This window comes from Paenisporosarcina sp. P5_A11, from assembly GCF_056400705.1.
Genome location: NZ_JBFUKT010000001.1, coordinates 123,103 through 149,783, shown reverse-complemented (window position 1 = coordinate 149,783; position 26,681 = coordinate 123,103). Strand labels below are relative to the sequence as shown.

The window sequence follows — 26,681 nt, the reverse complement described above, 5'->3', positions numbered from 1 at the left end:
ACCATGCAGGAGACATTATTAGAAGTGAACAATTTAGTAACTGAATTCCGTACAGCTGACGGCAACGTTCAAGCTGTACGGGATGTCTCCTTTTCCATTGCGAAAGGTGAGACATTATGTATAGTTGGTGAATCGGGTTGTGGGAAGAGTATTACTTCACTTTCCGTAATTGGATTGCTCCCGAGTAATGGAAAGATTGCAAGCGGAGAAGTGAAATATGAAGGAAAGCCAATTCATAATTTGCCATATGAAGAATTAAGGAAAATGCGTGGAACGAAAATATCCATGATATTCCAAGAGCCAATGACGGCATTAAACCCAGTATTAACTGTTGGGTATCAATTACGCGAACCATTAATTCTTCATTATAAAGTTAGTAAAAGTGCCGCAACCAAACAAGGGATTGAGTTGTTAAAACAAGTCGGAATTCCGTATCCTGAAAAAAGAATGAAWCAATATCCCCATGAGCTGAGTGGAGGGATGCGCCAGCGTGTCATGATTGCCATGGCTCTTGCTTGTCATCCAGGATTATTAATAGCAGACGAACCAACAACCGCTTTGGATGTAACCATTCAAGCTCAGATTTTGGATTTAATTAATGAGTTAAAAGAGAAACTAAACATGGGTGTCATGATGGTTACGCATGACATGGGGGTTGTRGCTGAAGTAGCTGATCGAGTGATGGTTATGTATGCCGGGAAAAAAGTTGAAGAAGGCACTGTAACTGAAATATTTGATAATCCCAAACACCCTTATACAATTGGACTGCTAAATTCAGTACCAAATATCGATGACCCGGATTTTGAATTAGAGCCAATACCAGGATCTCTACCTAGTTTGGCCGAACAAATTCAAGGATGTCGTTTCCATCCACGTTGTAAATTTGCGACCGATAAATGTCGTGAAATCGCGCCGCCTGAATTCTCAACAGAAGAAGGGCATGTTGTGAGTTGTTGGTTACATGAAGAAGTGGAGGAGGTAAAACATGGTCACCTTGTCGCCCAAATCTGATCAAAAAATACTCCTCGAGTTAAAAGGTGTTAAAAAGTACTTTCCTATTAAAGGTGGCATTTTAAAACGTGTTCAAGGACACGTAAAAGCCGTCGAAGATGTGTCACTTCAATTATATGAAGGTGAAAGTTTAGGTGTAGTTGGAGAATCTGGCTGTGGGAAATCGACACTTGGTCGTGCCATCCTAGGGCTTGAAGAGTTGACTGAAGGGAAAATCCACTTTAGGAATGAAGAAATTCAAGATTTAAAACGCAAAGAAAAATTGAAATTCGTCAAAGAAATGCAGATGATCTTCCAAGATCCATATGCTTCACTAAATCCACGTCAACGTATTGGGCATGCACTAGAAGAAGTATTTACAATGCATACAAACATGTCTGCAAAAGAAAAACGTGCAAGTGTGTTGGATCTGCTTCATGAAGTAGGATTACAAGAAGAGCACTTTGACAGATATCCTCATGAATTTAGTGGAGGCCAAAGACAACGTATTGGAATTGCCCGTGCGATTGCCTTAAATCCTTCGTTTGTCATATGTGATGAAGCAGTATCTGCGCTGGATGTTTCTGTACAAGCACAAGTGTTAAAATTATTGAAGACATTACAAGAAAAATACCAACTATCCTATTTGTTTATTTCACATGATTTAGGAGTTGTTCGTTATTTTTGTGATCGTGTTTTAGTTATGTACCTGGGTAACACTGTGGAATTGGGAACTGTAAAAGAATTATTTGCGAACCCATTACATCCATACACGCAAGCCCTTTTATCGGCAATTCCAAGACCATCTGTTCACACCAATAAAAAACGCATTCGCTTGGAAGGTGATTTGCCAAACCCGGCAAACCCGCCAACCGGCTGTCCGTTTCACACGCGTTGTCCCATTGCACAAGAAGTGTGTATGGTAGACAAACCAGCTTGGCAAGAAATTGAACCGGCGCACTTTGCGGCTTGTCATTTTGCAGGTACCAAAATTTAATCATATACAATGTACCAATCGAAATTGAGGGGGATCATCATGGATTACTTACACCACCCATTTGCAGGGAAACGTCACACCGTATTCGCGAAGAAAGGCATGGTCGCAACATCGCAGCCACTAGCAGCACAAGCAGGTCTTGAAATTTTGCAGAAAGGTGGCAATGCAATTGACGCAGCGATTGCGACAGCTGCAGCATTGACAGTAGTTGAACCAACTTCTAACGGAATTGGCGGCGATGCATTCGCACTTGTATGGACAAAGGATAAGCTACATGGTCTCAATGCCTCTGGTCCTGCGCCACAATCGATTTCTGCTGAAGCCATCCGTCAAAAAGGACATGAAAAAATGCCTGTATTTGGTGTGATTCCTGTCACGGTTCCTGGTGTACCGTCTGCTTGGGCAGAGCTTTCACAGAAATTCGGAAAGTTACCGTTAAAAGAAGTACTTGTTCCAGCAATTCGTTACGCCGAAGAAGGCTACCCATTAACACCAATTCTCGGTAAGTACTGGAAAGCAGCATATAAAAAATTCAAAGAAACCTTTACGACAGAAGAATTCGCATCATGGTTTGAAACATTTGCACCAAACGGTCGAGCGCCTGAAGTAGGAGAAGTATGGTCTTCTCCAGGTCATGCAAAAACGCTACGCGCAATCGGAGAAACAAACGCACGCGATTTCTATGAAGGCGAAATTGCAGATAAAATAGATGCGTATTTTAAAAAACATGACGGGTACTTAACAAAAGAAGATTTAGCTACATACAAACCACAATGGGTTAAACCAGTTTCTGCGAATTATCGTGGATATGATGTGTGGGAAATTCCACCAAATGGACAAGGCATGGTCGCGCTTATGGCGTTAAATGTTTTTAAACAATTAGACAAACCAGCTTGGCAAGATGCAGACACATTCCATCAACAGATTGAAGCAATGAAATTGGCTTTCACAGACGGCCAAGCGTTTATTACGGAACCTGAAGCAATGCCAGTAAGCGTTGAACATTTACTATCTGAAGAATACGCAGAAAACCGTGCGGGTGTCATCGAAGATACCGCAAGTAACCCACAACCTTATGAACTGCCAAAGGGTGGCACGGTATATTTAGCGGTAGCTGATGATGAAGGAAATATGGTTTCTTATATCCAAAGTAATTATATGGGCTTTGGTTCAGGTATCGTAGTGCCAGGCACTGGCATTGGTTTACAAAACCGTGGACATGATTTTTCACTTGACGAAACACACCCGAATGTCTTGAAACCAGGAAAGAGAACGTATCATACCATCATTCCAGGTTTTCTTACGAAGGATGGTCAAGCAGTTGGGCCGTTTGGTGTTATGGGAGGATATATGCAACCCCAGGGCCACTTCCAAGTAGTAACCAATACAGTGGATTTCTTATTAAATCCGCAAGCGACATTGGATATGCCTCGATGGCAGTGGATGAAGGGGAAGACGGTCCACGTCGAACCGGAGTTTCCGAATTATTTGGTGCAGAACTTGGTTAGAAAAGGACATGACATACAAGTTACATCGGACGGTGGTAGCTTTGGACGTGGACAAATCATTTGGCGGAATCCCGAAACGGGCGTGCTGCAAGGCGGTACAGAATCCCGAACTGACGGAACCATAGCTGCTTGGTAGTACGTACGATACCGAAGAACAGCTCCGCACGTCCAGGACGTGTTCTTCACCGTAATATCTGCTTGGCTTTTTTTCGAATTGGTATGCTTGGATTTGGCGGAGGACCTTCCTCAATTCCGTTGGTTCATCAAGAAGTAGTAAAAAAATATGGATGGATGACAGATGATGAATTCGGGGACACCCTTGCTCTAGCAAATACATTACCAGGTCCGATCGCGACTAAAATGGCAGGATATATAGGCTATCGAGTAGCGGGGATATGGGGTTTACTTAATGCTCTTCTGGCATCCGCTATCCCGACAGTTGTGCTAATGATTGTCTTTCTGGGATTGCTTCAAACGTATAAAGACATTCCGTGGGTACAACATATGTCCGCGACTGTAGTGCCAGTTGTTGCAGTAATGCTTGCTGTTTTAACATGGGACTTTATTAAAAAATCTGGTGAAACGCTCGGTTGGATGCGTGCTATTATGCTTTTGGCTCTGTCAGCTATTCTGATAGAAGCTTTGCATATCCATCCGGCCATTGTTATTTTGGGTTGTATCTTAGCAGTCTTTTCCCCTCTATTAAAAAGGAGGAAAAAAGCATGATTTATTGGCATCTGTTTTTAGCTTTCTTTATCCCAGGCATATTGGGTTATGGTGGAGGACCAGCTTCCATTCCACTAGTTGAACATGAAGTGGTAGGGAATTATGAATGGATGTCTACGCAAGAATTTAGTGAAGTAGTCGCGATTGGCAATTCATTACCTGGTCCAATAGCTACGAAGATGGCAGGTTATATTGGGTACACTGAAGCGGGTATACTGGGATCCATTGTCGCAATGATTGCGACGGTTGCTCCTTCTTTAATCCTAATGGTCTTCATGATGGCAATTTTGATGAAATACAAAGATGAGCCTGAAGTGAAAAACTTAACGAAAGTCATTAGACCGGTTATTGCGATTTTACTCGCCTTTATGACGATTCAATTTGCACAAGAATCAGTTGAAGGCATAGGTATTGGCTATACATTAATAGTAATGGTAGTGAGTTTTGTGTTATTGGAAAAAGTGAAATTACATCCAGCATTTATCATTGCCTTGGCATTAGTCTTTGGAGCTATTACAGGTTTGTGAAGAGTCGCAGTGATGCGGCTCTTTTTGTTATGTAAGAAAGTATAAGTTTTTTCGAACTACACCTTCGAATTCTGAGATTGCTTTGTGTCCACTCAATGTGGGTTTTCATCCGTTCAACTTAGATTTTCATCCATTCACTTTAGGTTTTCGACCATTCAACTTGGGTTTTCATCCACTCGCGTGACGTTTCCGACCATTCGCTTGGAAAAGGACACCATTCCTCTGGAGAAAAACACTAGTTCCTCTAATCGAATCCTTATATGGTGAAGACGAATAAACCTTTAGCGTGCCGATAAAAAGCTGCATGTAGCCGATAAAACCTATGACAAATCCGATTAAATTCATTTCCATAGGTGAAATGGATCGACTCCTTATCCTACTAAAGAATTGATGCCTGAATTTCCTAAACTACTAGGTTATTTATGAATACAATGGGGTAAAGTACTTTATTGACGTTTGTACGTGAATTCAGTATGATAGGAATGTTGGCGTAAACTGTAAGTCATTGACAACTGACTACGTCACCGTGCTAAAGGAGCGAATGATTGCACGCAAAAAAATAGGAAAACAATGATAGCGCCTGAGCTGAAGAAATTGGACGAAACGGATCTTCAGCAGACGAGGAGGAGGAGTATCGAAGATTCGGCGGATACCTCCCGGCCGCGATGCCCGGTCGTAATTCTGATTCTTAACCCGTGAAAGTGATTTTGCGATTAAAGGAAGAAGAGGGCACACGACAGCGTCTGTACGTTTTGCAGAACGCTTATTTTGATTTTATTAAATGGAGGATTTAAATTATGTGCGGAATTGTAGGATACATCGGAGAGTTAGATTCAAAAGAGATTTTATTAAAAGGGTTAGAGAAATTAGAATACCGCGGTTACGATTCAGCAGGTATTGCTGTACGTAATGAAGCTGGTGTAACTATTTTCAAAGAAAAAGGTCGTATTGCAGACTTACGTAAAGCAGTAGAAGATGATGTGCATGCAAAAACAGGGATTGGCCATACTCGCTGGGCAACACACGGAGTGCCAAACCAATTAAATGCGCATCCACATCAAAGTGAATCAGGTCGTTATACACTTGTTCATAACGGGGTTATCGAAAACTATCATTTGCTTCAAAAAGAATATTTACCAGGCGTTAAAATGAAATCTGATACGGACACAGAAGTTATTGTGCAATTGATTGAGAAATTCTCAAACGAAGGCGTGACAACTGGTGAAGCTTTCCGTCACACTTTGTCTTTGTTACACGGTTCATATGCAATCGCGTTACTAGATTCAGAAGAAGCACAAACTATCTATGTGGCTAAAAACAAAAGCCCGTTATTAGTAGGTCTTGGAGACGACTTTAACGTAGTGGCATCTGACGCGATGGCAATGTTACAAGTTACAGACCAATACGTAGAACTTCACGATCAAGAAATGGTGATTGTGAAAAAAGAGTCTGTTGAAATTCAAAAATTAGATGGCTCTGTTGTAAAACGTGATTCATATACGGCAGAACTTGATATGAGCGATATTGAAAAAGGCATGTATCCACATTACATGTTAAAAGAAATTGATGAGCAACCGGCTGTTATGCGTAAAATTATCCAAGCATATCAGAATGAACAAGGGAAGCTTGAAATTGAAGAAGGCATTTTAACAGCATTGAATAATGCAGATCGCCTTTATATTATTGCAGCAGGTACGAGTTACCACGCAGGATTAGTTGGTAAAGAATACTTCGAGAAAATCGTGGGAATTCCAGTAGAAGTTCACATTTCAAGTGAATTTGGCTACAACATGCCACTACTTTCAGAAAAACCATTATTCATGTTTATCACTCAATCTGGGGAAACAGCAGATAGCCGTCAAGTATTAGTGAAAATTAAAGAATTAGGTCATCCTACGTTGACTGTAACCAATGTAAAAGGTTCTACGCTTTCTCGTGAAGCGGATTATACATTGTTACTACATGCAGGACCTGAAATTGCGGTAGCTTCTACAAAAGCATATACAGCCCAAATTGCTGTTCTTGCACTTACAGCTGCAGTTGCTGCTGAAAAAGTGGGACGCCAATTAGATTTCGATATCGTAAAAGAACTTGGTATCGTAGCGAATGCTGTTCAAGCGATGGTTGATTCAAAAGAAGAAATGGAGCAAATCGCTCGTGACTTCCTTTCAACAACACGCAATGCATTCTTCATTGGCCGTAACTTAGATTTCTGTGTCAGCATGGAAGGCGCACTAAAACTAAAAGAAATTTCGTACATCCAAGCAGAAGGTTTTGCAGGTGGTGAATTGAAACACGGAACGATCGCTTTAATTGAAGATGGCACGCCAATCTTCGCATTAGCGACACAAAAAGCAGTAAGCTTAAATATCCGTGGAAACGTTAAAGAAGTCGTAGCTCGTGGAGCAAACCCATGTATTATTGCAATGGAAGGCATGGAAGAAGAAGGCGATACACTTGTTTTACCAAAAGTGCATCCATTACTAACACCACTTGTTTCGGTTATACCATTACAATTAATCAGCTACTACGCTGCACTTCACCGTGACTGTGACGTGGATAAACCACGTAACTTAGCGAAGTCAGTAACAGTTGAATAAATAAAATATGTATAAAAAACCGATACAGGTGATGAACCCTGTATCGGTTTTTTTATGGGATAAACTGGGTGAAAGGGAATAAAGCTCTGTCGAACAGGAATAAATGGGTTGTGAATGGGAAGAAATCGTTCGCGAACAGGAACAAACAACTCTCGAAAAGCAATAAATCAAAATGAAAGGGAATAAACTTCCTGCAGAGCAGCGGACCAGTCTGCAACAGGTAGAATAAACTACGTAACCGTAATTGGCTTAGTTAACAACAGGGAAAAAAGATAAGCCCGATGCAGGATTAATTCCTACCTTCTGATTTTTTGTGCTCTTTCGATTGCTCCAGAGACATTCGGCGGTTAAATCGGAGAGAATAATGACATTGAAAAAAGCCCACCAATATCGTGGGCTTCTATTTATCGAATGCGATTTTCTGTTTCTTTATCGAAGAAATGTGCTTTTGTAAGATCAAACGAAAGAGGCATTACTTTCCCAGGTTCAGCTGTAGCATCTGCATGAATACGGGCTACAAATGGTTGTCCTTCAAGTGACGAATACAACATGAGCTCAGCGCCGGTTAGCTCAGACACTTCTACTTTCACTTCTATTGTTGTATCAGGGAAATGAGCAAGAGTATCCACATCACCATATATATGTTCAGGTCTCAAACCGAGAATAAGGTCTTTCCCATTGTATCCTTGAGCCCCTAATAGCGTAAGTTTGTCTTGGGGAACCTTGATAGAAACTTGGCCAATATTAAAGTAACCTTCTACTAGTTTCCCTTCAAAGAAATTCATTGCCGGTGAACCAATGAACCCCCCAACAAAAACATTATCGGGATATCCATAAACCTCTTTAGGGGATCCTATTTGTTGGATGAAACCATCTTTCATTACGACAAGACGAGTGGCCATTGTCATAGCTTCCGTTTGATCGTGTGTCACATACACTGTGGTTGTTTTTAGTCTTTGATGTAATTTAGCAATTTCAGCACGCATTTGAACTCGTAATTTTGCATCTAAGTTTGATAAAGGTTCATCCATTAAAAAGAGTTTAGCATCACGTACAATTGCACGGCCAAGCGCTACACGTTGACGTTGTCCACCAGATAATGCTTTGGGTTTCTTCTCTAAATAATTTTGTAAACCTAGAATCTCAGCAGCATTTTGAACACGGTCATCAATTTCTTTTTTAGGGAATTTTCGCAGTTTTAATCCGAAGGCCATATTCTCGTACACAGACATATGAGGATAAAGAGCATAGTTTTGGAAAACCATGGCGATATCACGATCTTTAGAAGCCACGTCATTGACTACTTTTCCTTCAATACGGAATTCGCCAGATGTTATTTCTTCAAGTCCAGCAATCATCCGAAGAGTCGTTGATTTTCCACAACCTGATGGGCCAACTAAAACAATGAATTCTTGATCTTCTATATGTAAGTTGAAATCGGAGACTGCAGTGTACTTACCGTCATACACCTTGTTAATGTTTTCTAGTACAAATTTACTCATACAAACACCCCTTCGAAATGATTACTTGTATCTTAACAATAGGAGTGGACGCGTGATATGGGCGATGTGCACAATAATTTACATCCTGTATAGTGCAAATTGGATTAATGTTTAATTTAATGCTTTTCTGCAATTAAGCTAGCGCAATAAGCAACCAGTGCCCCATCAAATTGACGCACCGGAATGCCTGTAATGTTGTGAAATTTTGCTAGACGGTACTGAAGGGTATTTCTGTGAATATGGAGCTTCTTTGCTGTAATAGATGCATTGAACCCATTCTCGAAAAAAAGCTGAACCGTCTGAAGAAGTTCCAAATCATAATCAATGGGGATTAAGATTTCTTTGACTAGGACATGTTTCATGTCTTCAGACATTTCCTGAATGAGATGAAAGGGAAAAGAATTTTCCATAGTATAAATTCGCTCAGCTCGATGTCTCTCTATACTATTTAGGAACCAATCTTTCTCTGTTGAAAAATGTTGAGGGAAATGAGAATTGACAGGCTGAAATTTTCCGATATACAGTCTAGCTTTACTATAAAAATCACTTTCAAGTGCAGCAATAAATGAAGAAAAATCTTCAACGGTGCATAAATAAGTTGTTTGTTTTTCAATCAAATAGGCACTTTGAGAAGAGATAAATAGAAGTTGCATCGAGTCTCCAAAAAAAGCTCGGCAAGCTTCAGTTATATCTGCTTCGTTTATATTGTTTTCTTTAAAATATAGTTGAATTATCCGAACAGACTCTGCTTCATTTAATGGAGAAGGACCAGCAGATTCAAGAAAGTTGAGCCATTTTGTTGAAGTCAAATCATTCAATGCTGTACGGGATTTAATTTCGGTATAGATGGATGAGAGAAGACCATACTCTCGGTTGGTAACTTCAGTTTTTCGAATACTGATCCAAGTGTTGGACTGTGGATTGTGGAATGTATAATCATCTTCATTTAATTCAGTAGGATATTCGGAAAGAACTTGGAGAGATGGAAAGAATGTCATCAAGTTATTAGTCACGTCATGAATTCTCCTTTTTGATCAAACTAAATACATTTTCATTTAACCATATACGGAAGGCTAATGCCTATCGAAAGAAGGGAATACTATGAATATTATCGTACTAGAAGATTATCATGCTATGAGTGAACTTTTATGACGTCAAAAGAAACTCAGGATATGATACAAGGGAATCCATATAAAATCGAGCTTTTAAGGAAATCCAAAAAGGTTCTCTTGCAAGTTTCTGATGATACTCAATAGTACTTCCAACCATCTTCATTTGTGAAGATGGTTTTTTTGAGGGAAAGAATCCCTTCAATTCTCATATGACCTCCTGAAGAAAGCCTTCATAAAATAGTTTTACTGTCTACTAAAACAAATGTATGTAAAAATAGGTACTAGAATGAAATAGAAAAACTTTACAAGATGAAGGGAGACGTTTATGAAGATTCAAACTACCCGTTTTGGTGAACTAGAAATAGCAGATAGTAGTGTTATCACTTTTAATAAAGGTATTCCAGGATTTGAAGAGTCTAAGAAATATGTATTAATCCCTGCGGATGATAAAGATGATACACCGTTCTTCTTCTTGCAATCGATAGATAAAGAAGAAGTGAACTTTTTTTTAGTCGATCCCTTCTCTTTTTTTAAGGAATATGATATTAAACTTGAAGAGCAAATGGTGGAAAGACTTGAATTAGAGAGTCCAACTGATGCAATCGTATTAACAACGGTTACAGCTAAAGGTGAGATTAAGGACGCAACCACTAACTTAAAAGCTCCTCTAATCATCAATAATACCAAGCAACTAGGAATGCAGGTTGTATTGGATAATAGAGACTATCTAATCAAACAGCCATTATTCCAATACAGTGAAAAAGCTGTAGCAAGGCAGGTGTAGCATATGTTAGTGCTTGGAAGAAAAAAAGGTGAATCCATCATAATCGATAACGACATTGAAATTATCGTTACTGCTATTGAAGGAGATACAATAAAACTCGGTTTTAAAGCACCAAAGCATATTACCATCCACAGGAAGGAAGTCTATCTAGAGATTCAGGAAGAGAATCGACTAGCAACTTCAAATGTCATCAACTTGAGCGATTTCTTGAATATGAAAAAGTAATTTACTGGTAAAGCCTGCAGAAATATTGTGGGCTTTTATTTTTTTAAAAAAATTATAGAAATATTTTCAAGAAACGCTAAACATTTTTCAGCAGCCTCCGATAAACATAGTGTAAGGAAGTTCAAACGGATTTGAACTCTTGCAAAAAACAAAAAACATTACACGGAGGTAATACAAAATGATTATCAATCACAACATCGCAGCACTTAACACACACCGCCAACTAGGCAGTGCAAACAACGCACAAATGAACAGCATGGAGAAATTGTCTTCAGGGTTACGTATTAACCATGCAAGTGATGACGCGGCAGGTTTGTCAATTTCAGAGAAAATGCGTGGGCAAATTCGTGGACTAGAACAAGCTGGTCGAAATGCACAAGATGGTATTTCTGTAATTCAAACGGCTGAAGGTGCATTGAACGAAACTCATTCTATTTTACAACGTCAACGTGAACTTGTAGTCCAAGCTGGGAATGCAGGAACTCTTGAACAAGATGATCTTACTGCTATTCAAAAGGAAATTGGAGAATTGAATACGGAGTTAGATAATATTGCATCACGCACTGAGTTTAACGGAAAAAAATTACTAGACGGAAGTTTTTCTAGTGATTTACAAGTTGGAGCGAATATTGGTCAACAGCACACAATAACAATTGACTCTGGAACAGCTACTGAAGGATTTAGTTCAGCAAACTTAACAGTAAGTGGTATTACGGCAGATGGATCAACTTTTGACGCTGATGTAGCATTGGTAGATGCAGCAATAGCTAAAGTTTCTGTTGCTCGCTCTGGACTTGGTGCAAACCAAAATCGCTTAGAACATACTATTAATAACTTGAATAACTCTTCTGAAAACCTGACAGCTGCGGAATCTCGTATCCGTGACGTTGACATGGCGAAAGAAATGATGGAACAAACTAAGAACTCTATTCTTTCTCAAGCARCACAAGCAATGTTAGCGCAAGCAAACCAACAGCCACAAGCTGTTCTTCAATTACTACGTTAATCATAAGACTAAAAAGGAGCCTGTTTTTAGGCTCTTTTTTTCATAAGGTATGAAAATTAAGGGGTGGATTCCATGGATATTGCCGCTTTATCAATGGCGTTAAGTCAAATGAATGTCCGACAAGAAGCAAGTATTTCTATTTTGAAAAAAACGATGAATCAAGCTGAATCGAATGGGCAAAGTGTGGTCAAAATGCTGCAAGATTCAAGTATTAAAGTTATGGAAATGTCTGTCCGACCTCATATTGGAAGCCAGTTAGATATAAGAGGATGAAATTCAAGGAAGTTCATACCTGTCAAAGGTCATGGTCTTCCCTATTTGTGTTTGAAGATTTTCATCTCCCCTTGCCACAATTCTCCTATTCTTTTTTCCAATATTATCTTGTAATATAGACATACAAGCATTTAAACAAAGGGTGTGAGAACTTTTGACTAGTCCTATTTCTTCCAATTGGTTTTATTATACGGCGATGTCTTCAATGGCTAAGGTAATGCCGGCTTTAAACCAAACCGGAAATGCTAATTCGATAAGTGGTGCAGCAAACCCGACCTCTTTTTTTATGATGTTGATGACTGCCATGATGGAGAATCTTGAAGATACGGATACAGTTGGTACACAAATGGGAGAGACACTACCTTTCTCGCAAACCACTCAGTTGACCACGCCGTCACTTTCTACACCAATGACGAATTCATATAATCCTATAACGATACAACATATCAGTAAAATAGATGTTTCCACAACTGCAGGGGATACGAGTGATTTTAAGTTCAAGCCTATGCAGTTTCTCAAATTGGACAATAGTTTAGAAGGTAAATTGAGCGGGATGGCTTCCCATTTTATTGATGCTGGGAAGAAATACGATATACATCCAGGTTTACTTTCGGCAATTGCTATTCATGAAACTGGAAATGGATCTTCAAAGGCAGTCAATGAAAAAAATAATGTTGCGGGCATGATGGGCAAGAACGGTCTGAGAAGTTATGCCTCTGTTGAAGACAGTATTTTCGATATGGCTCGTAATTTACGTCAGAATTATTTAAATCAAGGGAAAGATACGATTGTCAAAATTGGAGCAAAATATGCACCTGTTGGGGCAGCCAATGATCCGACAGGCTTGAACAACCACTGGACTCAAGGTGTTAACCGTTATTATAATAGCCTCACTTAAGAAAAGACTGGTTCTCCAAGAACCTGTCTTTTTTATTTGCTTCAAGCGGGAAGTTATTAAATATTTCTAGTTAATATTTAAATAACACTAAAAAATTCACTATTTCTGCCGATAACTAATATATAGAAGTCTAATAGTATGCAAATTTTTGTTTGAATCAACCAATAGTAATATTGATAGATAAAGGGAGTGCCTTTCATGGAAGTTAAAAATTCAACTGCTAATCATTTTTCAAAAACTGTTGAACCGGGTTTAGTGAAACCGATAGTAACTCCCTCTTCTTTAGAGAAAAAAACGGATGATATCGAAGAAAAAATTATAACTAAAGAAATGATTGTCAATAAAGTAGAAGGCATGAATGAATTTTTACAGCCGACTTCTACCAATGTGAAGTTCCAGCTCCATGAAAAGCTGGATATCTATTATGTGCAAGTAATCGATTCGAAAACAGATGAAGTCTTGAGAGAAATCCCAAACAAGAAGTTTCTTGATATGTATGCTTCGATGGCTGAATTGGCGGGATTGATTGTGGACGAGAAATTATAAATAGCTTAAATAGAAATTAGATTGGAGTGGGGATAGATGCGAGTAGGCGGTTTAGCTTCAGGAATGGATACAGATGCATTGGTCAAACAATTGATGCAGGCACAAAAAATGCCTTTGGATAAATTGATGCAGAAAAAAGTTTGGACGGAATGGCAACAGGAATCGTTTCGGGATTTCAACTTGTCCCTTTCGAGTTTGCGGACCAGTGCAAGCAATTTGCGCTTACAATCTTCTTTTAATGCATATAGTGCGACATCGAATTCAAGCACTGTGAATGTGACAACCACTGCCAACGCAGTGAGTGGTACATATAAGGTTGAGGTATTGAGTGTTGCCAGTTCTGCAAAACTGCATTCAGCGACTGCGATAGTAAAATCGGACGGCACTGTGGCAAAGTCGACGGATCTAATCGGTGCTGCAGCTGCTGGAACCATAAAGGTGAAAGGCAGTGACGGTTCGGAAGTTGCCGTGGAGATTACCGAAGACATGAGCTATGCAGACGTGGCAAAAAAATTACAAGATTCAACAGCTGGAAAACTGCCGGAGCTACGTGTGAGTTTTGACAATACCACTTCAAGATTCTTCATTTCCACTAAAGGTATGGGAGCAAATCAGGCGTTTTCACTTGAATTTACGGATACGACTGGAGCGCCTAATTCCGCTTTAGCTAATCAAGTTGTGAATAATGGAGGTACAACTGCTCTAGCGGCAGGGGCAGAAAATGGTTCGGTGAGTTTGGACGGAATCGTCATTGATGGACTGACTACTAATAAAACGACCGTAAACGGGTTAACCCTGAATCTTGTTCAGAAAGGCCCAGAAACAACCGTTACGGTTCAATCTAATCCAGAAAAACCTTTAGCAATGATTAAAGAGTTTGTTGGAAAATACAATGAAACGATTGCAAATATCGAGAAACAGCTAGTTGAAAAGCGTTATCCGAATTTCCAACCGCTTTCAGATGAACAGAAGAAAGATATGAGTGAGAAGGAAATTGAACTTTGGGAAGAAAAAGCCAGAAGCGGATTGGTACGAAATGATCCTACTTTAAAAAATGCGATACAGGAGTTAAGACGTGCATTTATGGATCCAGTTAATGACATCGCTACTGGAAACATCGAACTGCTGTCGCAGATTGGCATCAATACAGGCAAATATACGGAAGGCGGAAAGCTTTTCATTGATGAAGATAAATTAAACGCAGCCTTTACGAACAAGCCAGACGAAGTGATGAAGTTATTCACCAATAAAGACACAGCTGGAAACGGTATTGGAATAGGCGACAAAGTTTACCAGAAGCTAAACGAGGTTGTGAAAAATCTCAGCACGCAGGCAGGCAGCCCTTCAAATTCTGTAGACAATAGCACGCTTTCCAAGAAAATTAAACAGATGAACGATGAGATCAGCCGATGGCAAGAGCGTTTGGTTGGTGTCGAAGACCGTTATTGGCGTCAGTTTACCGCCATGGAAAAAGCCTTGAGCCAAATGAATTCACAAAGCTCGTGGATGCAGCAGAATATGTTCGGTGGTATGTAATGAATGAAAAACATAATGCTTTAACAGAATTTCTTCATCTGACGGAAAAAATTCATCATCAAGCTAAAGCGGTTCACTCCAAAATGGAGGACAATGACAACGAGCGACTTGAAGCGATACAATCGCTATTTGATAAAAGGCAACAGATAATCGAGCAGATGGAAAGCTTTTTACAGCAAGCCAACTTCGGATGGACGGGTGAAGATAGGCTCGTAATTGAACAGCTGAAAGAAATCGAACAATCTCTTCAGCCTTTAATGAATAATTTACATAAATCCTTCCTGTCCCAAATGAACCGTATTACGCAGACCAAGCAAGTTTCTACGAAATATATGGGTGCCTATCAAAACATGGCGACCGAAGGGTCATTTATAGATAAACGGAAGTAGAACCAAGGAGGAAAATACGTGTCAATTAGAAATCCTTATCAAACTTATCAGCAAAATTCAGTGTTGACCGCTTCGCCGCAGGAACTGACATTAATGCTGTATAACGGCTGTTTGAAATTCATCAAACTCGCTAAACGAGCAATGATTGAAAAGAATTTTGAGGAAAAGAATACCAATATCATCAAGGCTCAAATGATTATCCAGGAGCTTCGCATCACACTGGATCCGGATATCGAGCTTTCACAAGGGTTGGAACAAATGTATGAATATCTGTACAATCGCTTAGTCGAAGCAAATATGAAAAACGATGTGGAAGCCTTGGAAGAAGTGGTAAACTTTGTATTAGAGTTGCGTGACACATGGAAACAAGTCATGGGGATTGTGAATAAGAGATAACTCAGCCGCTTGTTGGGTTATGTAATACTTTGAACTGAAATGAGGGTACTGGTGTGGATAAGACATCATGGTTAGGCATAATACTTGGTTTTGTTGTATTAGTCGGTGGGTTGATTTTAAAAGGTTCTGATCCTATTGCTTTATATAATCCTGCAGCGCTGGTGATTATTTTTGGTGGAACGGTTGCATGTATATTAATAGCGTTTCCGTTTAATGAAGTGAAGAAAATACCTAGTTTATTTAAGGTTATTTTTTCGGATTTAAAAATCGTTCCGATAAAGCAGTTAATTCCTACTTTTACAGAATGGGCAATGCTTGCGAGAAAAGAAGGACTTCTTGCGTTAGAAGAACGAGCTGAAGAGGTTGAAGACCCGTTTTTACAGCGAGGTTTAAAGATGGTGGTTGATGGACAATCACAGGAATATATTCGGGAACTGATGGAAGAAGAAATTGCTGCAATGGAAGAAAGACATGAGCTTGGTGCGAAAATTTTCACACAAGCAGGTACATATGCGCCAACCTTAGGTGTTCTTGGTGCAGTAATTGGTTTAGTAGCAGCACTTGGTCACTTGGACGATATTGCCTTACTAGGAAAATCAATTTCAGCGGCATTTATTGCCACGTTGTTCGGTATATTTACCGGGTATGTATTGTGGCATCCCTTTGCAAATAAGTTAAAACGTAAATCAGAACAAGAAGCTAAGATGAAATATATTATGTTAGAGGGATTACTGGCCGTTCAAGAAGGTCTTCCCGTACGTATAGTAGAAGAAAAACTGCTGACGTATTTACCTGCAAAAGATCGAGTTCTTGTTGAACCAGAAGAAAGAGTAGGTGTTCGTGTTGAAGCGTAAGAAAAAGCATGAAGAGCATGTAGATGAATCATGGCTAATACCTTATGCTGATATTTTGACGCTTTTACTTGCTCTTTTTATCGTTTTGTTTGCTGCCAGTGAAGTTGACTCTAAAAAATTCAAAGCGATTTCTGATTCTTTTAATACGGAGTTACAAGGTGGGACAGGTGTACTGGAACAGCAAGCTGCTATTGAAATTACTGAAGATACTTCACAAACCGCAAAGCTTGATGAGACTATTCCTATCGAAGAGAGTGAAGAAGTAATGTCAGCTTATCAAGATCACAAAGAACTCCAGGAACTCCAACGGAAAATCGATGAATACATTACTGACAAAGGATTATCACCTAGACTACAAACGGAGTTAACGATTAAAGGATTGGTCCTTAAAATAAAAGAAGGTGTTTTATATCAATCTGGTAGTGCTGATATTAATGAAGAATCAAAAGTCATTGCGGTTGAAATTTCTAACTTACTAGTGACAGACCCGCCTAGAAATATTTTGATTGATGGTCATACGGACAATATTCCAGCCGTTTCAGAGGAATTCCCGTCAAACTGGGAATTAAGTTCGGCTAGGGCCATAAATTTCATGAAAATACTTCTTGAAAATAAGAATTTAGATTCAAATAAATTTAGTGCAACTGCATATGGCGAGTTCCAACCGATCACTTCGAATGACACAGAAGCGGGTAGAGCAGAAAACCGTCGTGTGGAAGTATTAATCACACCGTATAAGCAAGAAAATTAATTAACTATTTAGAGGTGTATCATGGGGAAAATTAAAGTTCTACTCGTAATTATTTTTGCTGTAGCGGCTATTGGTGCAAGCGCGATGTTTTACATGAAGAAAGTTGAGGCTGAACCTGAAACTGAAAAGGCAATATCAGCAGAAGAATTAGCTGAACTAAGCATTGATACCGATGTAATTACAACTAATTTAGCATCTGCAAGTAATTTTGCGATTGTGCAGTTTAATATATTGTTGAGTAGTGAAGAAGCAAAAGAAGAGACAGAGAAGAGAACACCTGAAGTGCGAGCAGCTATTATTTCCACCATTGCTGGACTGACGAAAGATCAGTTAATTGGTGGGGATGGGATAAACATACTCGAAAAAGAACTTTCGGCGAAGCTAGGCAAAATCGTTGAAACTGGGAAAGTGGAACGAGTGTTAGTTACAGAATTTAAAATACAATAATAAAACTTTTACTAAACATTTTAATTTAAATGCCGATATAAATAATAGAAAGTATTAGGTGATTCACATGCAATCAGGCCAGTTAGATAACTGTATAATTTGCGGAAGACTATTTCTAAAAGATCATACGGATTCTTGCTTAGAATGTTATCTAGAAAAAGAGCATGATTTTAATCGTGTGGCTGACTTTTTAGAAAGTGATCAAAACCGTTTTGYGACCATTGAAGAGGTAAGTGATTTTACGAATGTGTCTCTAAGACAAATTGCAGAGTTCCTTCGTGAAGGCCTTATCTTCTCTGAGGACTATCCTAACCTGGGTTATCCCTGTGCCCATTGTGGTAAACTGATTAAAAGACAGTTGCTATGTAACGAGTGTTTCAACCGATTTTCAACAGATGTTAATCGAACATTAAATAGAGAAAAGCTGTTAGACGAAATTCAAAGTAAGTAACATATAAATTTTTATAGGTTGACAGGTAAAGAAAAATAAACGACAGGGCGGTGAAGGAATGAATATCGACAAAACAAATGGTTCTTCCTTTATTCAATCTTATCAAAAACAAATGCAAGTATCTCCAACTGGAAAAACACGATCCATACAAAAAGAAGACCAACTGCAAATTTCACCACAAGCAAAAGAGATGTTTAAAAAAAATATAGAAATTGATGTAGATAGACAGGAAAAGATTAACGCTTTAAAAGCCCAAGTTCAATCTGGAGAATACCAAGTCAACAGTGAGAAAGTGGCAGATTCATTCTACCAATTTTGGTTCGATAAGTAGATTGGTGCTGTAAAAGAGGAGGGTGCCGGGTGCTTCATTTAATCGTCACGACGCTAGATGAATTGATTAGCATACAAAATCAACTTATTAACTTTGCCGAAAAAAAGACAACAGTATTAATAGAGCGAAAAGTTGACGAGTTAAATAAGCTGGTGCAAGAAGAAACAAAGGTAGTAAAGCAACTTAATGACCTAGATAATGAACGTGAACGGTTGGTCGAGATCTTGCTACAAAAGCATCCATCACTTAGCTTTAGTCAATTTGTAGAACAACTTCCATGTGATAGTACAAGAAGCAAATTACAATCACAACTGGAAAGATTACAGCAGCTTATGGTAGAGCTACAAGCAAAAAATAAAATAAATGAGAGACTCCTTACAGACTCTATGAGCTTTGTTCAACATATGATTGAACAAGTTACAAAGTCAAAACAACAACATTTCAATTATCAATCCCCGATAGGTCAACAAAAATCATTAACAAGTAGTCAAGGCTTTTTCGATACAAAAGCTTAATTGAGTAGGGAGAAGGGATATATATGGTTTCAACATTTCACGGATTAGAGCTTGGAAAACGCGGTTTAAATGTTGGTCAAGCAAGTATCGCAACAACAGGTCATAATATTGCCAATGCGAATACAAGAGGGTACTCACGCCAACAAGTAAATGCAACTGCTTCACCGTCATTAAACGTTTGGACAAGTGGTGCAGTTAATCCGAGTCAGCTGGGCTCCGGAGTATCACTAGACTCAATTACCCGTGTGAGAGACCGCTTTTTAGATCAACAATACCGAGACCAAGCAGGAACACTTGGACAATGGTCAGTTAAACAACAGTCGTTGGACCGTCTTGAAACGGCTATCAATGAACCAAGCAAAACTGGACTTCGTTTTTCAATGGATCAATTATCTGGTGCGTGGCAAGACCTAGCGAATGAACCAGACAGCCCATCCGCACAGGCGGTTCTTAAAGAGCGAGCAGAAGCATTTGTAGAAACGGCTCAGTCAATGGACAAAGCGATTACAAATGTAAAAGATGATTTAAACCAACAGTTAACTGTAACCATGGACGAAGCGTACGGCTATTTGACACAGATTGCCGAATTGAATACAAGTATTCAACGCAACGGTTCACAATCGAATGATTTACTTGATAAGCGAGATGTGCTGGTCGAAAAGCTATCTGAACTTGTTCCCATCAAAGTAAACGAACAAGCAAACGGAGTTTATAATATCACCTTGCGTGACGGAACTTCTCTTGTAGATGGATCAAATGTGTCAAATATTGATGCTAATAGTAATATTACCGGTGGGAAATTGGCTGGTATCAATGAATCACTGACCATCGTTGCTAATTACCAAAACAAATTGAACGAAACGGTCAAAGAGTTTGCAGTGGCAACTGGGATGTCTGCAACTCCTGCTACAGCTGGAGGGAATTTATTTATCGGAGATAGTAATAATTTTTCGATTGCTAATCTTAAAGTTAATTCTACGCTTAACAAAGACAATCCACCGGTTTTAAATCAGACTGGTAATCCTCAGAATGCTAAAGATTCATTCCAATCTCTTGTCGGCGAACTTGGAGCCGAAAGCCAAGCTGCTATGAATTCGGTTGCAAATCACGAGGCTGCTTTAATGGCTACCGAAAGTCATCGTCAATCGGTAATGGGCGTTTCGCTTGATGAAGAAATGGCGAATTTAATTAAGTATCAGCATTCATATAGTGCTGCAGCTAGAATGATTTCAACCACAGATCAAATGCTGGATACGATTATTAATCGTATGGCTGCACGTTGATCATGAGGTATTGGAGGAATTGATGATGAGAGTTACGCAACAGATGATACATCAAAATTCATTGCGTCATATGAATCAAAACTTGAGTCGATTGGAAAAAGCCAATTACCAAGTTTCATCAGGCAAACAACTTCACCGACCTTCGGATGACCCGAACGGTGTAAGTAAGGCGATGAACCTGAAAAGTGCACTAGCTGCAAATGAACAATATGAACGAAATACGAATGAAGCAACCTTGTGGCTAGATGAAACGGATCAAACCATTAATGACATGGTCAATGTTATGCAACGGGTACGTGAATTAGCGGTTAAAGGAAATACTGATACACTATCAGATCATGATAAATCGGTTATAGCATCAGAAGTAGAAGAATTAACCGAGCAAGTTCGACAATTTGCCAATTCAAAAGTAAATGGCAACTATTTGTTTAATGGACAAAAAACGAAGGAAGCTCCGTTCCCTGAAAAAGATTCCTATAAAACTAATCCGTTTGATACTGGTGCCAAATCATTTACCATTGCAGATGGAGTAGTTGTTCAAGCGAATGTGACAGCTGATAAGTTGTTTGGAAATGCTGAAGATGATGCCAATTTGTTTCAAACATTAAACAATCTCTCTGAAGGACTTCGTTCTGGTAATGATATCTCTATAGATCAAATCGATAAAGGGATTGAGCGAATGTTATCTACTGAAGCGGAAGCTGGAGCTAGGCAAAATCGTGTTGAAGCAGTTGGAAATCGTATAAAAGATAGCAATCTTGAACTTAAATCCATGTTATCAAAAATAGAAGATATTGATTATGCAGAAGCGATTACGAGATTGAAAAGTGAAGAGAGTATTTATCAAGCAACTCTTGCAGCTTCAGCAAAAATCATTCAACCAAGTTTAATGGACTTTTTAAGATAGAGAAAAGGAGCAAATGCGCTATGCATTTGCTCCTTTTTTGTGCTTGTAATGATTTTTTCAGACGTCAACGACACTTTTTCAGACGTCGAGTTTTTTTTTTACACGTCAATACCATTTTTTCAGACGTCGAGGCCGAAAAGTCAGACTGAGATTTTTCTATCCTTTTATCGTATTAACTAAGCCCATCATATCGTCAGCGAATGAAATAGCTCTTCCTTGTGATTGAAACAATCGTTGCGTCGAAATTAATTCTGTCATTTCTTCAGTCAAATCAACATTTGACATCTCGAGAGAACCTTGATTAATTCTGATTGAGCGATTATTTTGCTCCGCTAAGTTTACAATTTGTAGGGTGCCATTTGCTACTTGCTGTTGTTCTGTTCCAGGAAGTTGATATCGATTACCGCCAATTTTTTCAAGCAAGTTTGGACGGTTAATCTCCGCTATACTTAATTGAATTTGAGTAGGTTGTTTGGCAGAATCTTTGTAGGATATTTCTAGAGTTCCATTTTCATCAACCTTAATTGCATCATAATCTCCATCAAAGGAAATTGGACGATTATTGCTATCGAGAACCGAATCTCCTACAGATGTCACTAAGTTTACTCGGTTTGAATTTAGGATTGGTTGCAATTGAAATGAGCCATCTTTTGTATAGTAAGTATTGCCTTCTGAAGCTACTCTGAAAAAGCCGGAATCACCTTGAATCATAAAATCAAGCGGACGATCTGTTTTCTGAATCGATCCTTGTTCTGTCCGAAGAGTAGTTTGAGAAATGAAGGCACCAGATCCTACACGTAAACCATTCGGTGTACTTCGTCCAACTTCGTGCTGCAATCCTGATTGTTTTTCGATCGATTGGACAAGGGCGTCAGAAAAATTTGCTTCCTGACGTTTATAGCCAGTGGTATTCACATTAGAAATATTGTTTGAGATAATGTCAATTTTTTTCTGTAGTTCACGCATCGAAGTTGTAGCAGAATTCATTTGGATATTCATGTGTAATAACCTCCTTAGTAAATCCGGCCGATTTCATTTACTGTTTTCTCCATACTGCGGTCATAGGCTTGTATAACTTTTTGATTCGCCTCAAAGCCACGATATGTGCTCATCATTTCCGTCATCGTTTGGGTCAAATCAACATTGGATTGTTCAACAAAACCTTGTTTAACTAAGGGACCTGTATTATTTAGCAAAGCTACATTATCTACAAACTGTGGTGTACCTTGCACATTCCCACCCCAACGCATCAAGCCTTGTCCTTCTTTTACAAATTGTTTAGGATCGGGAGTGTATCCGAGCCACAGGCGATTTGTTGTGGTTCCGTCTTCTAAGACGACTTGTCCATTATCAAGGACCTTAAATTCTTTTGAATTTACTTGAATGGGTTGCAAGTTTTGATTTAACACTTTGTGACCTTCAGCCGTTGTCAGGTATCCGGCGTCGTCAACTGTAAATTGTCCATTCTGTGTATAGCGAACTTCGTTATTATCAAGTCTAACAGCAAAGACTACTGTACCCTTTTCCTGTGTATCTGGATTAATTGGTAAAGACTCAGTAAGAAGTGAAAAGTCCGTTGTGTTTCCCGTTTCTCTTAATGCCCCTTGAGTAAAGGATGGAATTCCTTCTTGTGTATAAACGCCTGTATTTAATGTGCCGATGGTGTTTTGTCCAGAAGGTACATTAGTCCCATTGTCCATGGTGTACCCTTTTTCCATAGCCTTTATCAATTGAGCAGGAAATGCACGCAAAACACTTAAATCCTGTTTATATCCAGGTGTATTCGCATTTGCTAAATTATTTGTCAAAATTTGTTGTTGCCTATTATGTGCCATCATTCCAGATGTGGCAGTATATAAACCCCGAAACATTACTTTTTCTTCCTTTCAAAACACACTTAGATGATTTTAAATTAGCATAACATTATATAATGGCTAAATATAGAAAAATCAAAAATAAAATGGTAATTAAAGTATATATTTTTAGTAAAAAGTCACACATATTCAGAAAACTGTGTTAAAGTGTTAGTATATTTTGGTATAATTATGTCGAAAAACCACGAATTATTTGTTTGAAAAGTAAGAAAGTTTTTATCGTATCGACAATAGCAAACTTATTCGAAAGATAAGGACGCAAAGCCACGGGCCTAAAAAATTTTTCTGTATGGTAGCCGGGTTGCCGAAAAATGGAGACTTGAACGTAAAGTCCACCTTTTTCTTTAGGGTGTTTTTTTTATGGCCATTTTCAATAAAATCAGGGGGTCAAGAATGAATATATTTCCTCAATCATTTCAGTCTTTAGAGCAGGCATTATCAACTGCTTCATTGAAACAGCGCGTTCACTCAGCTAACATCGCAAATGTGGATACGGCTAATTACAAGAGTAAGCAAGTTAGCTTTCAAACAGTTTTGAATACTGCCATGAATAATCCAGGCATTTCTAGTTTTAAAACAAGTGCTGATCATTTATCTTTTAGCAGTGAAACTAAACAATTCAATCCAACCATAAAGACTAATAATTCTACACAATATAATCCGAACGGAAATAATGTGGATATGGATTATGAAATGGCAGAGTTGGCAAAAAACCAATTATGGTATAACGCGGTTACGGAACGAGTAAATGGGAAATTTAATAGTTTGCGAACAGTAATCGATGGGAGATAGCAGTGATGAGTTTATTTAATGGTTTTAATATTAGTGCTTCTGGATTGACAGCCAATCGTATGCGAATGGACGTTGTATCTTCAAATATTGCCAATGCAAATACGACTCGTGCTCAGCTTGTGAATGGCGAGTGGGTCCCTTATCGTCGAAAATCAGTGGAATTATCACAAAGTGGGGTATCCCCATTTGAACAACAACTTCAGTCCATGATGAATAAGGAATCTTCACATGTGTCAGGAGTAAAGGTATCGAAAATTAAAGAGGACCAAACTCCATTTACATTATCCTATGATCCAACACATTCCGATGCGGATGAGGATGGTTATGTTCGCTCGCCAAATGTTGATCCAATCAAGGAAATGGTGGATCTTATGTCTGCAACACGTTCTTATGAAGCAAATGTCACGGCATTAAACGCATCGAAAAATATGTTTATGAAAGCTTTAGAGATTGGCAAGTAATTTAAGAGATTGTTAAGGAGTGTACTATGGACAAACTGAGCCAGATTCAAACCCCATTTATTCAAAATCAATCGATTTCAAAATTGAAGCCTGAAAATAAGGTAGAAGGGTTTAGTGAAATATTTAAACAAACGCTTGAAGAAGTGAAATCTGCACAGAATCAATCAGATAAACTGACTAACGAATTAGTAACAGGTGAAGTAAAAGATATCCATGAAGTGATGATTGCTTCACAAAAAGCAAGTCTTTCTTTGCAACTTACTGTACAAGTACGCAATAAAGTTGTGGAAGCATACCAAGAAGTAATGAGAATGCAATTATGATTCCTGTAATTAGGGTGAAGGATGAAGGATAAATGAAAGAGAAGTTACTGGTTTATAAAAATAAATTAACAGAGTCATGGGGAAGTTTTTCTAAAGCTACAAAATGGTCAATTATAGGTACATTTGTAGCAACTCTTTTATTACTTTCTATTATTGTGTTTTTTAGTTCTCGGACAAGCTATGCAGCGCTATATACTAATTTATCTCCAGCTGAGGCTGGTGAAATTAAAACGGCTATCGAAGAACAGGGAATTCCTGTGCAGATTTCGTCAGATGGCAAGGCAGTTAGTGTTCCTAACGAAGAAATTGCCAATTTAAAGGTGAGTTTAGCAGCTGATGGAATACCGAAAAGCGGGAATGTGAACTACAGTATTTTTAGTGAAAATATGGGATTAGGAATGACGRATCGTCATTTTGATGTAGTTGAGCGTGATGCGATGCAAAATGAACTTGCTGATTTAATTAAGCAAATTGATGGAGTAACGGAAGCAAACGTGATGATTACCCTTCCAAAAGAAAATGTCTGGATTACAGATGAAGAACAAGTAGCAACTGCATCTGTTGTTGTAAAAGGTGATCCAACCTTCCAACTAGATCCAAAACAAATTAATGGTCTTTATCATTTGATTAGTAAAAGTGTTCCTAATTTACCGCCTGAACAAATTGTCATTATGGATCAAAATGGTCAGGTTTTTGAAATACAAGATGAAAACCAGACTGATACAGCATTGTCTATGTATCAGCAACAGCGAGAAATAAAAAAGGATATTGAAAAAGATATTCAACGTGAATTGCAACAAATGCTTGGTTTAACTCTTGGTCGTGACAAAGTAGTCGTGTCAGTCATGGCAAGTATTGATTTTACGAAAGAAAAGCGAGAAGAAAATCTAGTTGAACCGGTCAATAAAGAAACCAATGAAGGTATTGATATAAGCGTTGAACGAATTGTAGATACCTATTCTAGCGAAGGTGTTGCAATTGATKATACGACAGGCACAGGGGAGACCGAAATTGCCAACTACCCAGGTGTTGATGGAGGCGGAAATAGTGAATCTGAAAAAACAGAAGATCGAATTAACCGCGAAGTAAACAGGATTAATCGCCAAATAGAATTAAGTCCGTATGTTATTGATGATATTACGATTAATGTTGGTGTCGAGCCTCCTAACCCTGAAGATTTGGAAAGTTTAACACAGCAAAATATAGCAGATATTAGTAATCTTTTGAAAAATACAGTAAGTACATCATTAAGTATGAATGGCAACCAAGTTACAGACGAGGAGCTTGATGACCGGATATCCGTATTTGCAACTGAATTTCAAGGTAAAACGATTGTAAATGGTGGAGAACCGGAAGAATCGTTATTAAATATTAATAATATTCCCAACTATGTTCTCATCTTTATCGGTGTTGGGCTTGCTCTGGTTATCTTAATCGTTCTTATTATTGTATTTGTAATTCGTAAAAGAAAACGCGAGGAACTTGAGGAAGAATTCGAATATGAAATGTTTGAACCACCTTTATCTACGCTTAGAACAGATGAGGATGAAGAAATGGATTTATCCGAATTTAATACAAAAGCAAATCCTAAGCGGAAAACAATTGAAAAGCTTGCTAAAGGAAGACCAGAAGATTTTGCGAAATTGTTGCGGACATGGATGTCAGAAGATTAGGAGA

General features: G+C 38.6%; 31 protein-coding genes and 1 riboswitch. Of the genes, 27 read left to right on the top strand and 4 right to left on the bottom strand.

The window, feature by feature from the left end:
- Positions 1-3 precede the first annotated feature (3 nt).
- From AC1DOS_RS00810 to glmS, 6 genes are all read left to right on the top strand, one after another.
- Positions 4-1,011, top strand: a complete 1,008-nt coding sequence (locus AC1DOS_RS00810) for an ABC transporter ATP-binding protein (protein ID WP_477536026.1) — start codon at positions 4-6, stop codon at positions 1,009-1,011.
- Complete coding sequence (locus AC1DOS_RS00805; protein ID WP_477536025.1) at positions 986-1,987, top strand: ABC transporter ATP-binding protein; 1,002 nt, start codon at positions 986-988, stop codon at positions 1,985-1,987. The genes AC1DOS_RS00810 and AC1DOS_RS00805 overlap by 26 nt, the downstream gene beginning before the upstream one ends.
- A 39-nt stretch (positions 1,988-2,026) precedes the next feature.
- Positions 2,027-3,631: a gamma-glutamyltransferase family protein gene (locus AC1DOS_RS00800; protein WP_108587841.1), complete on the top strand. Its 1,605-nt coding sequence runs from the start codon at positions 2,027-2,029 to the stop codon at positions 3,629-3,631.
- Complete coding sequence (locus AC1DOS_RS00795; protein WP_108587842.1) at positions 3,625-4,221, top strand: chromate transporter; 597 nt, start codon at positions 3,625-3,627, stop codon at positions 4,219-4,221. Before AC1DOS_RS00800 ends, AC1DOS_RS00795 begins: the two co-directional genes overlap by 7 nt.
- The gene (locus AC1DOS_RS00790; RefSeq protein ID WP_477536024.1) at positions 4,218-4,748 is read left to right on the top strand and encodes a chromate transporter; all 531 of its coding nucleotides are present in this window, start codon (positions 4,218-4,220) and stop codon (positions 4,746-4,748) included. The genes AC1DOS_RS00795 and AC1DOS_RS00790 overlap by 4 nt, the downstream gene beginning before the upstream one ends.
- 797 nt (positions 4,749-5,545) lie before the next feature.
- Entirely contained in the window at positions 5,546-7,348 is a 1,803-nt protein-coding gene (gene glmS, locus AC1DOS_RS00785) for a glutamine--fructose-6-phosphate transaminase (isomerizing) (protein ID WP_477536023.1), read from the top strand.
- 404 nt (positions 7,349-7,752) lie between these two features.
- Here the strand turns inward: glmS and AC1DOS_RS00780 are convergent, their stop codons facing one another.
- Positions 7,753-8,850, bottom strand: a complete 1,098-nt coding sequence (locus AC1DOS_RS00780; protein WP_477536022.1) for an ABC transporter ATP-binding protein — start codon at positions 8,848-8,850, stop codon at positions 7,753-7,755.
- A gap of 116 nt (positions 8,851-8,966) precedes the next feature.
- The gene (locus AC1DOS_RS00775) at positions 8,967-9,863 is read right to left on the bottom strand and encodes a PucR family transcriptional regulator (protein WP_477536021.1); all 897 of its coding nucleotides are present in this window, start codon (positions 9,861-9,863) and stop codon (positions 8,967-8,969) included.
- 424 nt (positions 9,864-10,287) lie between these two features.
- On the opposite strand from AC1DOS_RS00775, the gene fliW reads away from it, so the two are divergent.
- The 17 genes from fliW (at position 10,288) to flgL (ending at position 21,554) form a co-directional block, all read left to right on the top strand.
- Positions 10,288-10,746, top strand: a complete 459-nt coding sequence (fliW, locus tag AC1DOS_RS00770) for a flagellar assembly protein FliW (RefSeq protein ID WP_108587848.1) — start codon at positions 10,288-10,290, stop codon at positions 10,744-10,746.
- A 3-nt stretch (positions 10,747-10,749) separates the two neighbouring features.
- Positions 10,750-10,971 (top strand): carbon storage regulator CsrA, encoded by a 222-nt coding sequence (csrA, locus tag AC1DOS_RS00765; RefSeq protein WP_108587849.1) that lies wholly within the window; start codon positions 10,750-10,752, stop codon positions 10,969-10,971.
- 178 nt (positions 10,972-11,149) lie between these two features.
- Complete coding sequence (gene hag, locus AC1DOS_RS00760) at positions 11,150-11,977, top strand: flagellin Hag (protein WP_477536020.1); 828 nt, start codon at positions 11,150-11,152, stop codon at positions 11,975-11,977.
- A gap of 72 nt (positions 11,978-12,049) precedes the next feature.
- On the top strand, positions 12,050-12,250 hold the full coding sequence (locus AC1DOS_RS00755) for a YjfB family protein (RefSeq protein WP_108587851.1): 201 nt from the start codon (positions 12,050-12,052) through the stop codon (positions 12,248-12,250).
- 154 nt (positions 12,251-12,404) lie between these two features.
- Complete coding sequence (locus AC1DOS_RS00750) at positions 12,405-13,148, top strand: glucosaminidase domain-containing protein (RefSeq protein ID WP_477536019.1); 744 nt, start codon at positions 12,405-12,407, stop codon at positions 13,146-13,148.
- A gap of 198 nt (positions 13,149-13,346) precedes the next feature.
- Positions 13,347-13,694, top strand: a complete 348-nt coding sequence (flaG, locus tag AC1DOS_RS00745) for a flagellar protein FlaG (protein WP_477536018.1) — start codon at positions 13,347-13,349, stop codon at positions 13,692-13,694.
- Between the two features lie 36 nt (positions 13,695-13,730).
- A complete protein-coding gene (fliD, locus tag AC1DOS_RS00740) occupies positions 13,731-15,230 on the top strand; it encodes a flagellar filament capping protein FliD (protein WP_477536017.1) in 1,500 nt (499 codons plus the stop codon).
- Positions 15,230-15,619 (top strand): flagellar protein FliT, encoded by a 390-nt coding sequence (gene fliT / locus AC1DOS_RS00735; RefSeq protein ID WP_108585683.1) that lies wholly within the window; start codon positions 15,230-15,232, stop codon positions 15,617-15,619. Before fliD ends, fliT begins: the two co-directional genes overlap by 1 nt.
- Before the next feature lie 18 nt (positions 15,620-15,637).
- Positions 15,638-16,015 carry a flagellar export chaperone FliS gene (gene fliS / locus AC1DOS_RS00730; RefSeq protein WP_108585682.1) on the top strand — a complete coding sequence of 126 codons (378 nt, stop codon included), beginning with the start codon at positions 15,638-15,640 and terminating at the stop codon, positions 16,013-16,015.
- A gap of 53 nt (positions 16,016-16,068) precedes the next feature.
- Positions 16,069-16,869, top strand: coding sequence for a flagellar motor stator protein MotA (gene motA / locus AC1DOS_RS00725; RefSeq protein ID WP_108585681.1), 801 nt, complete (start codon positions 16,069-16,071; stop codon positions 16,867-16,869).
- Positions 16,859-17,620 carry a flagellar motor protein MotB gene (gene motB / locus AC1DOS_RS00720; protein ID WP_108585692.1) on the top strand — a complete coding sequence of 254 codons (762 nt, stop codon included), beginning with the start codon at positions 16,859-16,861 and terminating at the stop codon, positions 17,618-17,620. The genes motA and motB overlap by 11 nt, the downstream gene beginning before the upstream one ends.
- A gap of 21 nt (positions 17,621-17,641) precedes the next feature.
- On the top strand, positions 17,642-18,067 hold the full coding sequence (locus AC1DOS_RS00715; RefSeq protein ID WP_477536016.1) for a flagellar basal body-associated FliL family protein: 426 nt from the start codon (positions 17,642-17,644) through the stop codon (positions 18,065-18,067).
- A gap of 67 nt (positions 18,068-18,134) precedes the next feature.
- Entirely contained in the window at positions 18,135-18,518 is a 384-nt protein-coding gene (locus tag AC1DOS_RS00710; protein WP_477536015.1) for a flagellar protein, read from the top strand.
- Between the two features lie 58 nt (positions 18,519-18,576).
- The gene (gene flgM / locus AC1DOS_RS00705; RefSeq protein WP_477536014.1) at positions 18,577-18,849 is read left to right on the top strand and encodes a flagellar biosynthesis anti-sigma factor FlgM; all 273 of its coding nucleotides are present in this window, start codon (positions 18,577-18,579) and stop codon (positions 18,847-18,849) included.
- 29 nt (positions 18,850-18,878) lie between these two features.
- Complete coding sequence (locus tag AC1DOS_RS00700; RefSeq protein ID WP_108585677.1) at positions 18,879-19,364, top strand: flagellar protein FlgN; 486 nt, start codon at positions 18,879-18,881, stop codon at positions 19,362-19,364.
- Between the two features lie 23 nt (positions 19,365-19,387).
- Positions 19,388-20,647: a flagellar hook-associated protein FlgK gene (gene flgK / locus AC1DOS_RS00695; RefSeq protein WP_477536013.1), complete on the top strand. Its 1,260-nt coding sequence runs from the start codon at positions 19,388-19,390 to the stop codon at positions 20,645-20,647.
- Between the two features lie 22 nt (positions 20,648-20,669).
- Positions 20,670-21,554 carry a flagellar hook-associated protein FlgL gene (flgL, locus tag AC1DOS_RS00690; RefSeq protein ID WP_477536012.1) on the top strand — a complete coding sequence of 295 codons (885 nt, stop codon included), beginning with the start codon at positions 20,670-20,672 and terminating at the stop codon, positions 21,552-21,554.
- A 156-nt stretch (positions 21,555-21,710) separates the two neighbouring features.
- Here flgL and AC1DOS_RS00685 read toward each other — a convergent pair whose 3' ends face one another.
- Together AC1DOS_RS00685 and AC1DOS_RS00680 are read right to left on the bottom strand one after the other, a co-directional pair.
- Positions 21,711-22,553 carry a flagellar hook-basal body protein gene (locus AC1DOS_RS00685; protein WP_477536011.1) on the bottom strand — a complete coding sequence of 281 codons (843 nt, stop codon included), beginning with the start codon at positions 22,551-22,553 and terminating at the stop codon, positions 21,711-21,713.
- A gap of 14 nt (positions 22,554-22,567) precedes the next feature.
- The gene (locus AC1DOS_RS00680; protein ID WP_108585673.1) at positions 22,568-23,425 is read right to left on the bottom strand and encodes a flagellar hook-basal body protein; all 858 of its coding nucleotides are present in this window, start codon (positions 23,423-23,425) and stop codon (positions 22,568-22,570) included.
- A gap of 225 nt (positions 23,426-23,650) precedes the next feature.
- Positions 23,651-23,737, top strand: a riboswitch (cyclic di-GMP riboswitch).
- 84 nt (positions 23,738-23,821) lie between these two features.
- Between AC1DOS_RS00680 and flgB the strand changes: the two genes are divergently transcribed.
- Genes flgB through fliF form a run of 4 tightly spaced genes read left to right on the top strand, consistent with a single transcriptional unit; the run spans position 23,822 to position 26,677 of the window.
- Complete coding sequence (gene flgB, locus AC1DOS_RS00675; RefSeq protein WP_477536010.1) at positions 23,822-24,220, top strand: flagellar basal body rod protein FlgB; 399 nt, start codon at positions 23,822-23,824, stop codon at positions 24,218-24,220.
- A gap of 5 nt (positions 24,221-24,225) precedes the next feature.
- Positions 24,226-24,681, top strand: a complete 456-nt coding sequence (gene flgC, locus AC1DOS_RS00670; RefSeq protein WP_477536009.1) for a flagellar basal body rod protein FlgC — start codon at positions 24,226-24,228, stop codon at positions 24,679-24,681.
- A gap of 26 nt (positions 24,682-24,707) precedes the next feature.
- A complete protein-coding gene (gene fliE, locus AC1DOS_RS00665) occupies positions 24,708-25,004 on the top strand; it encodes a flagellar hook-basal body complex protein FliE (protein WP_108585670.1) in 297 nt (98 codons plus the stop codon).
- Between the two features lie 32 nt (positions 25,005-25,036).
- Positions 25,037-26,677 (top strand): flagellar basal-body MS-ring/collar protein FliF, encoded by a 1,641-nt coding sequence (gene fliF / locus AC1DOS_RS00660; protein WP_477536008.1) that lies wholly within the window; start codon positions 25,037-25,039, stop codon positions 26,675-26,677.
- Positions 26,678-26,681: the final 4 nt, after the last annotated feature.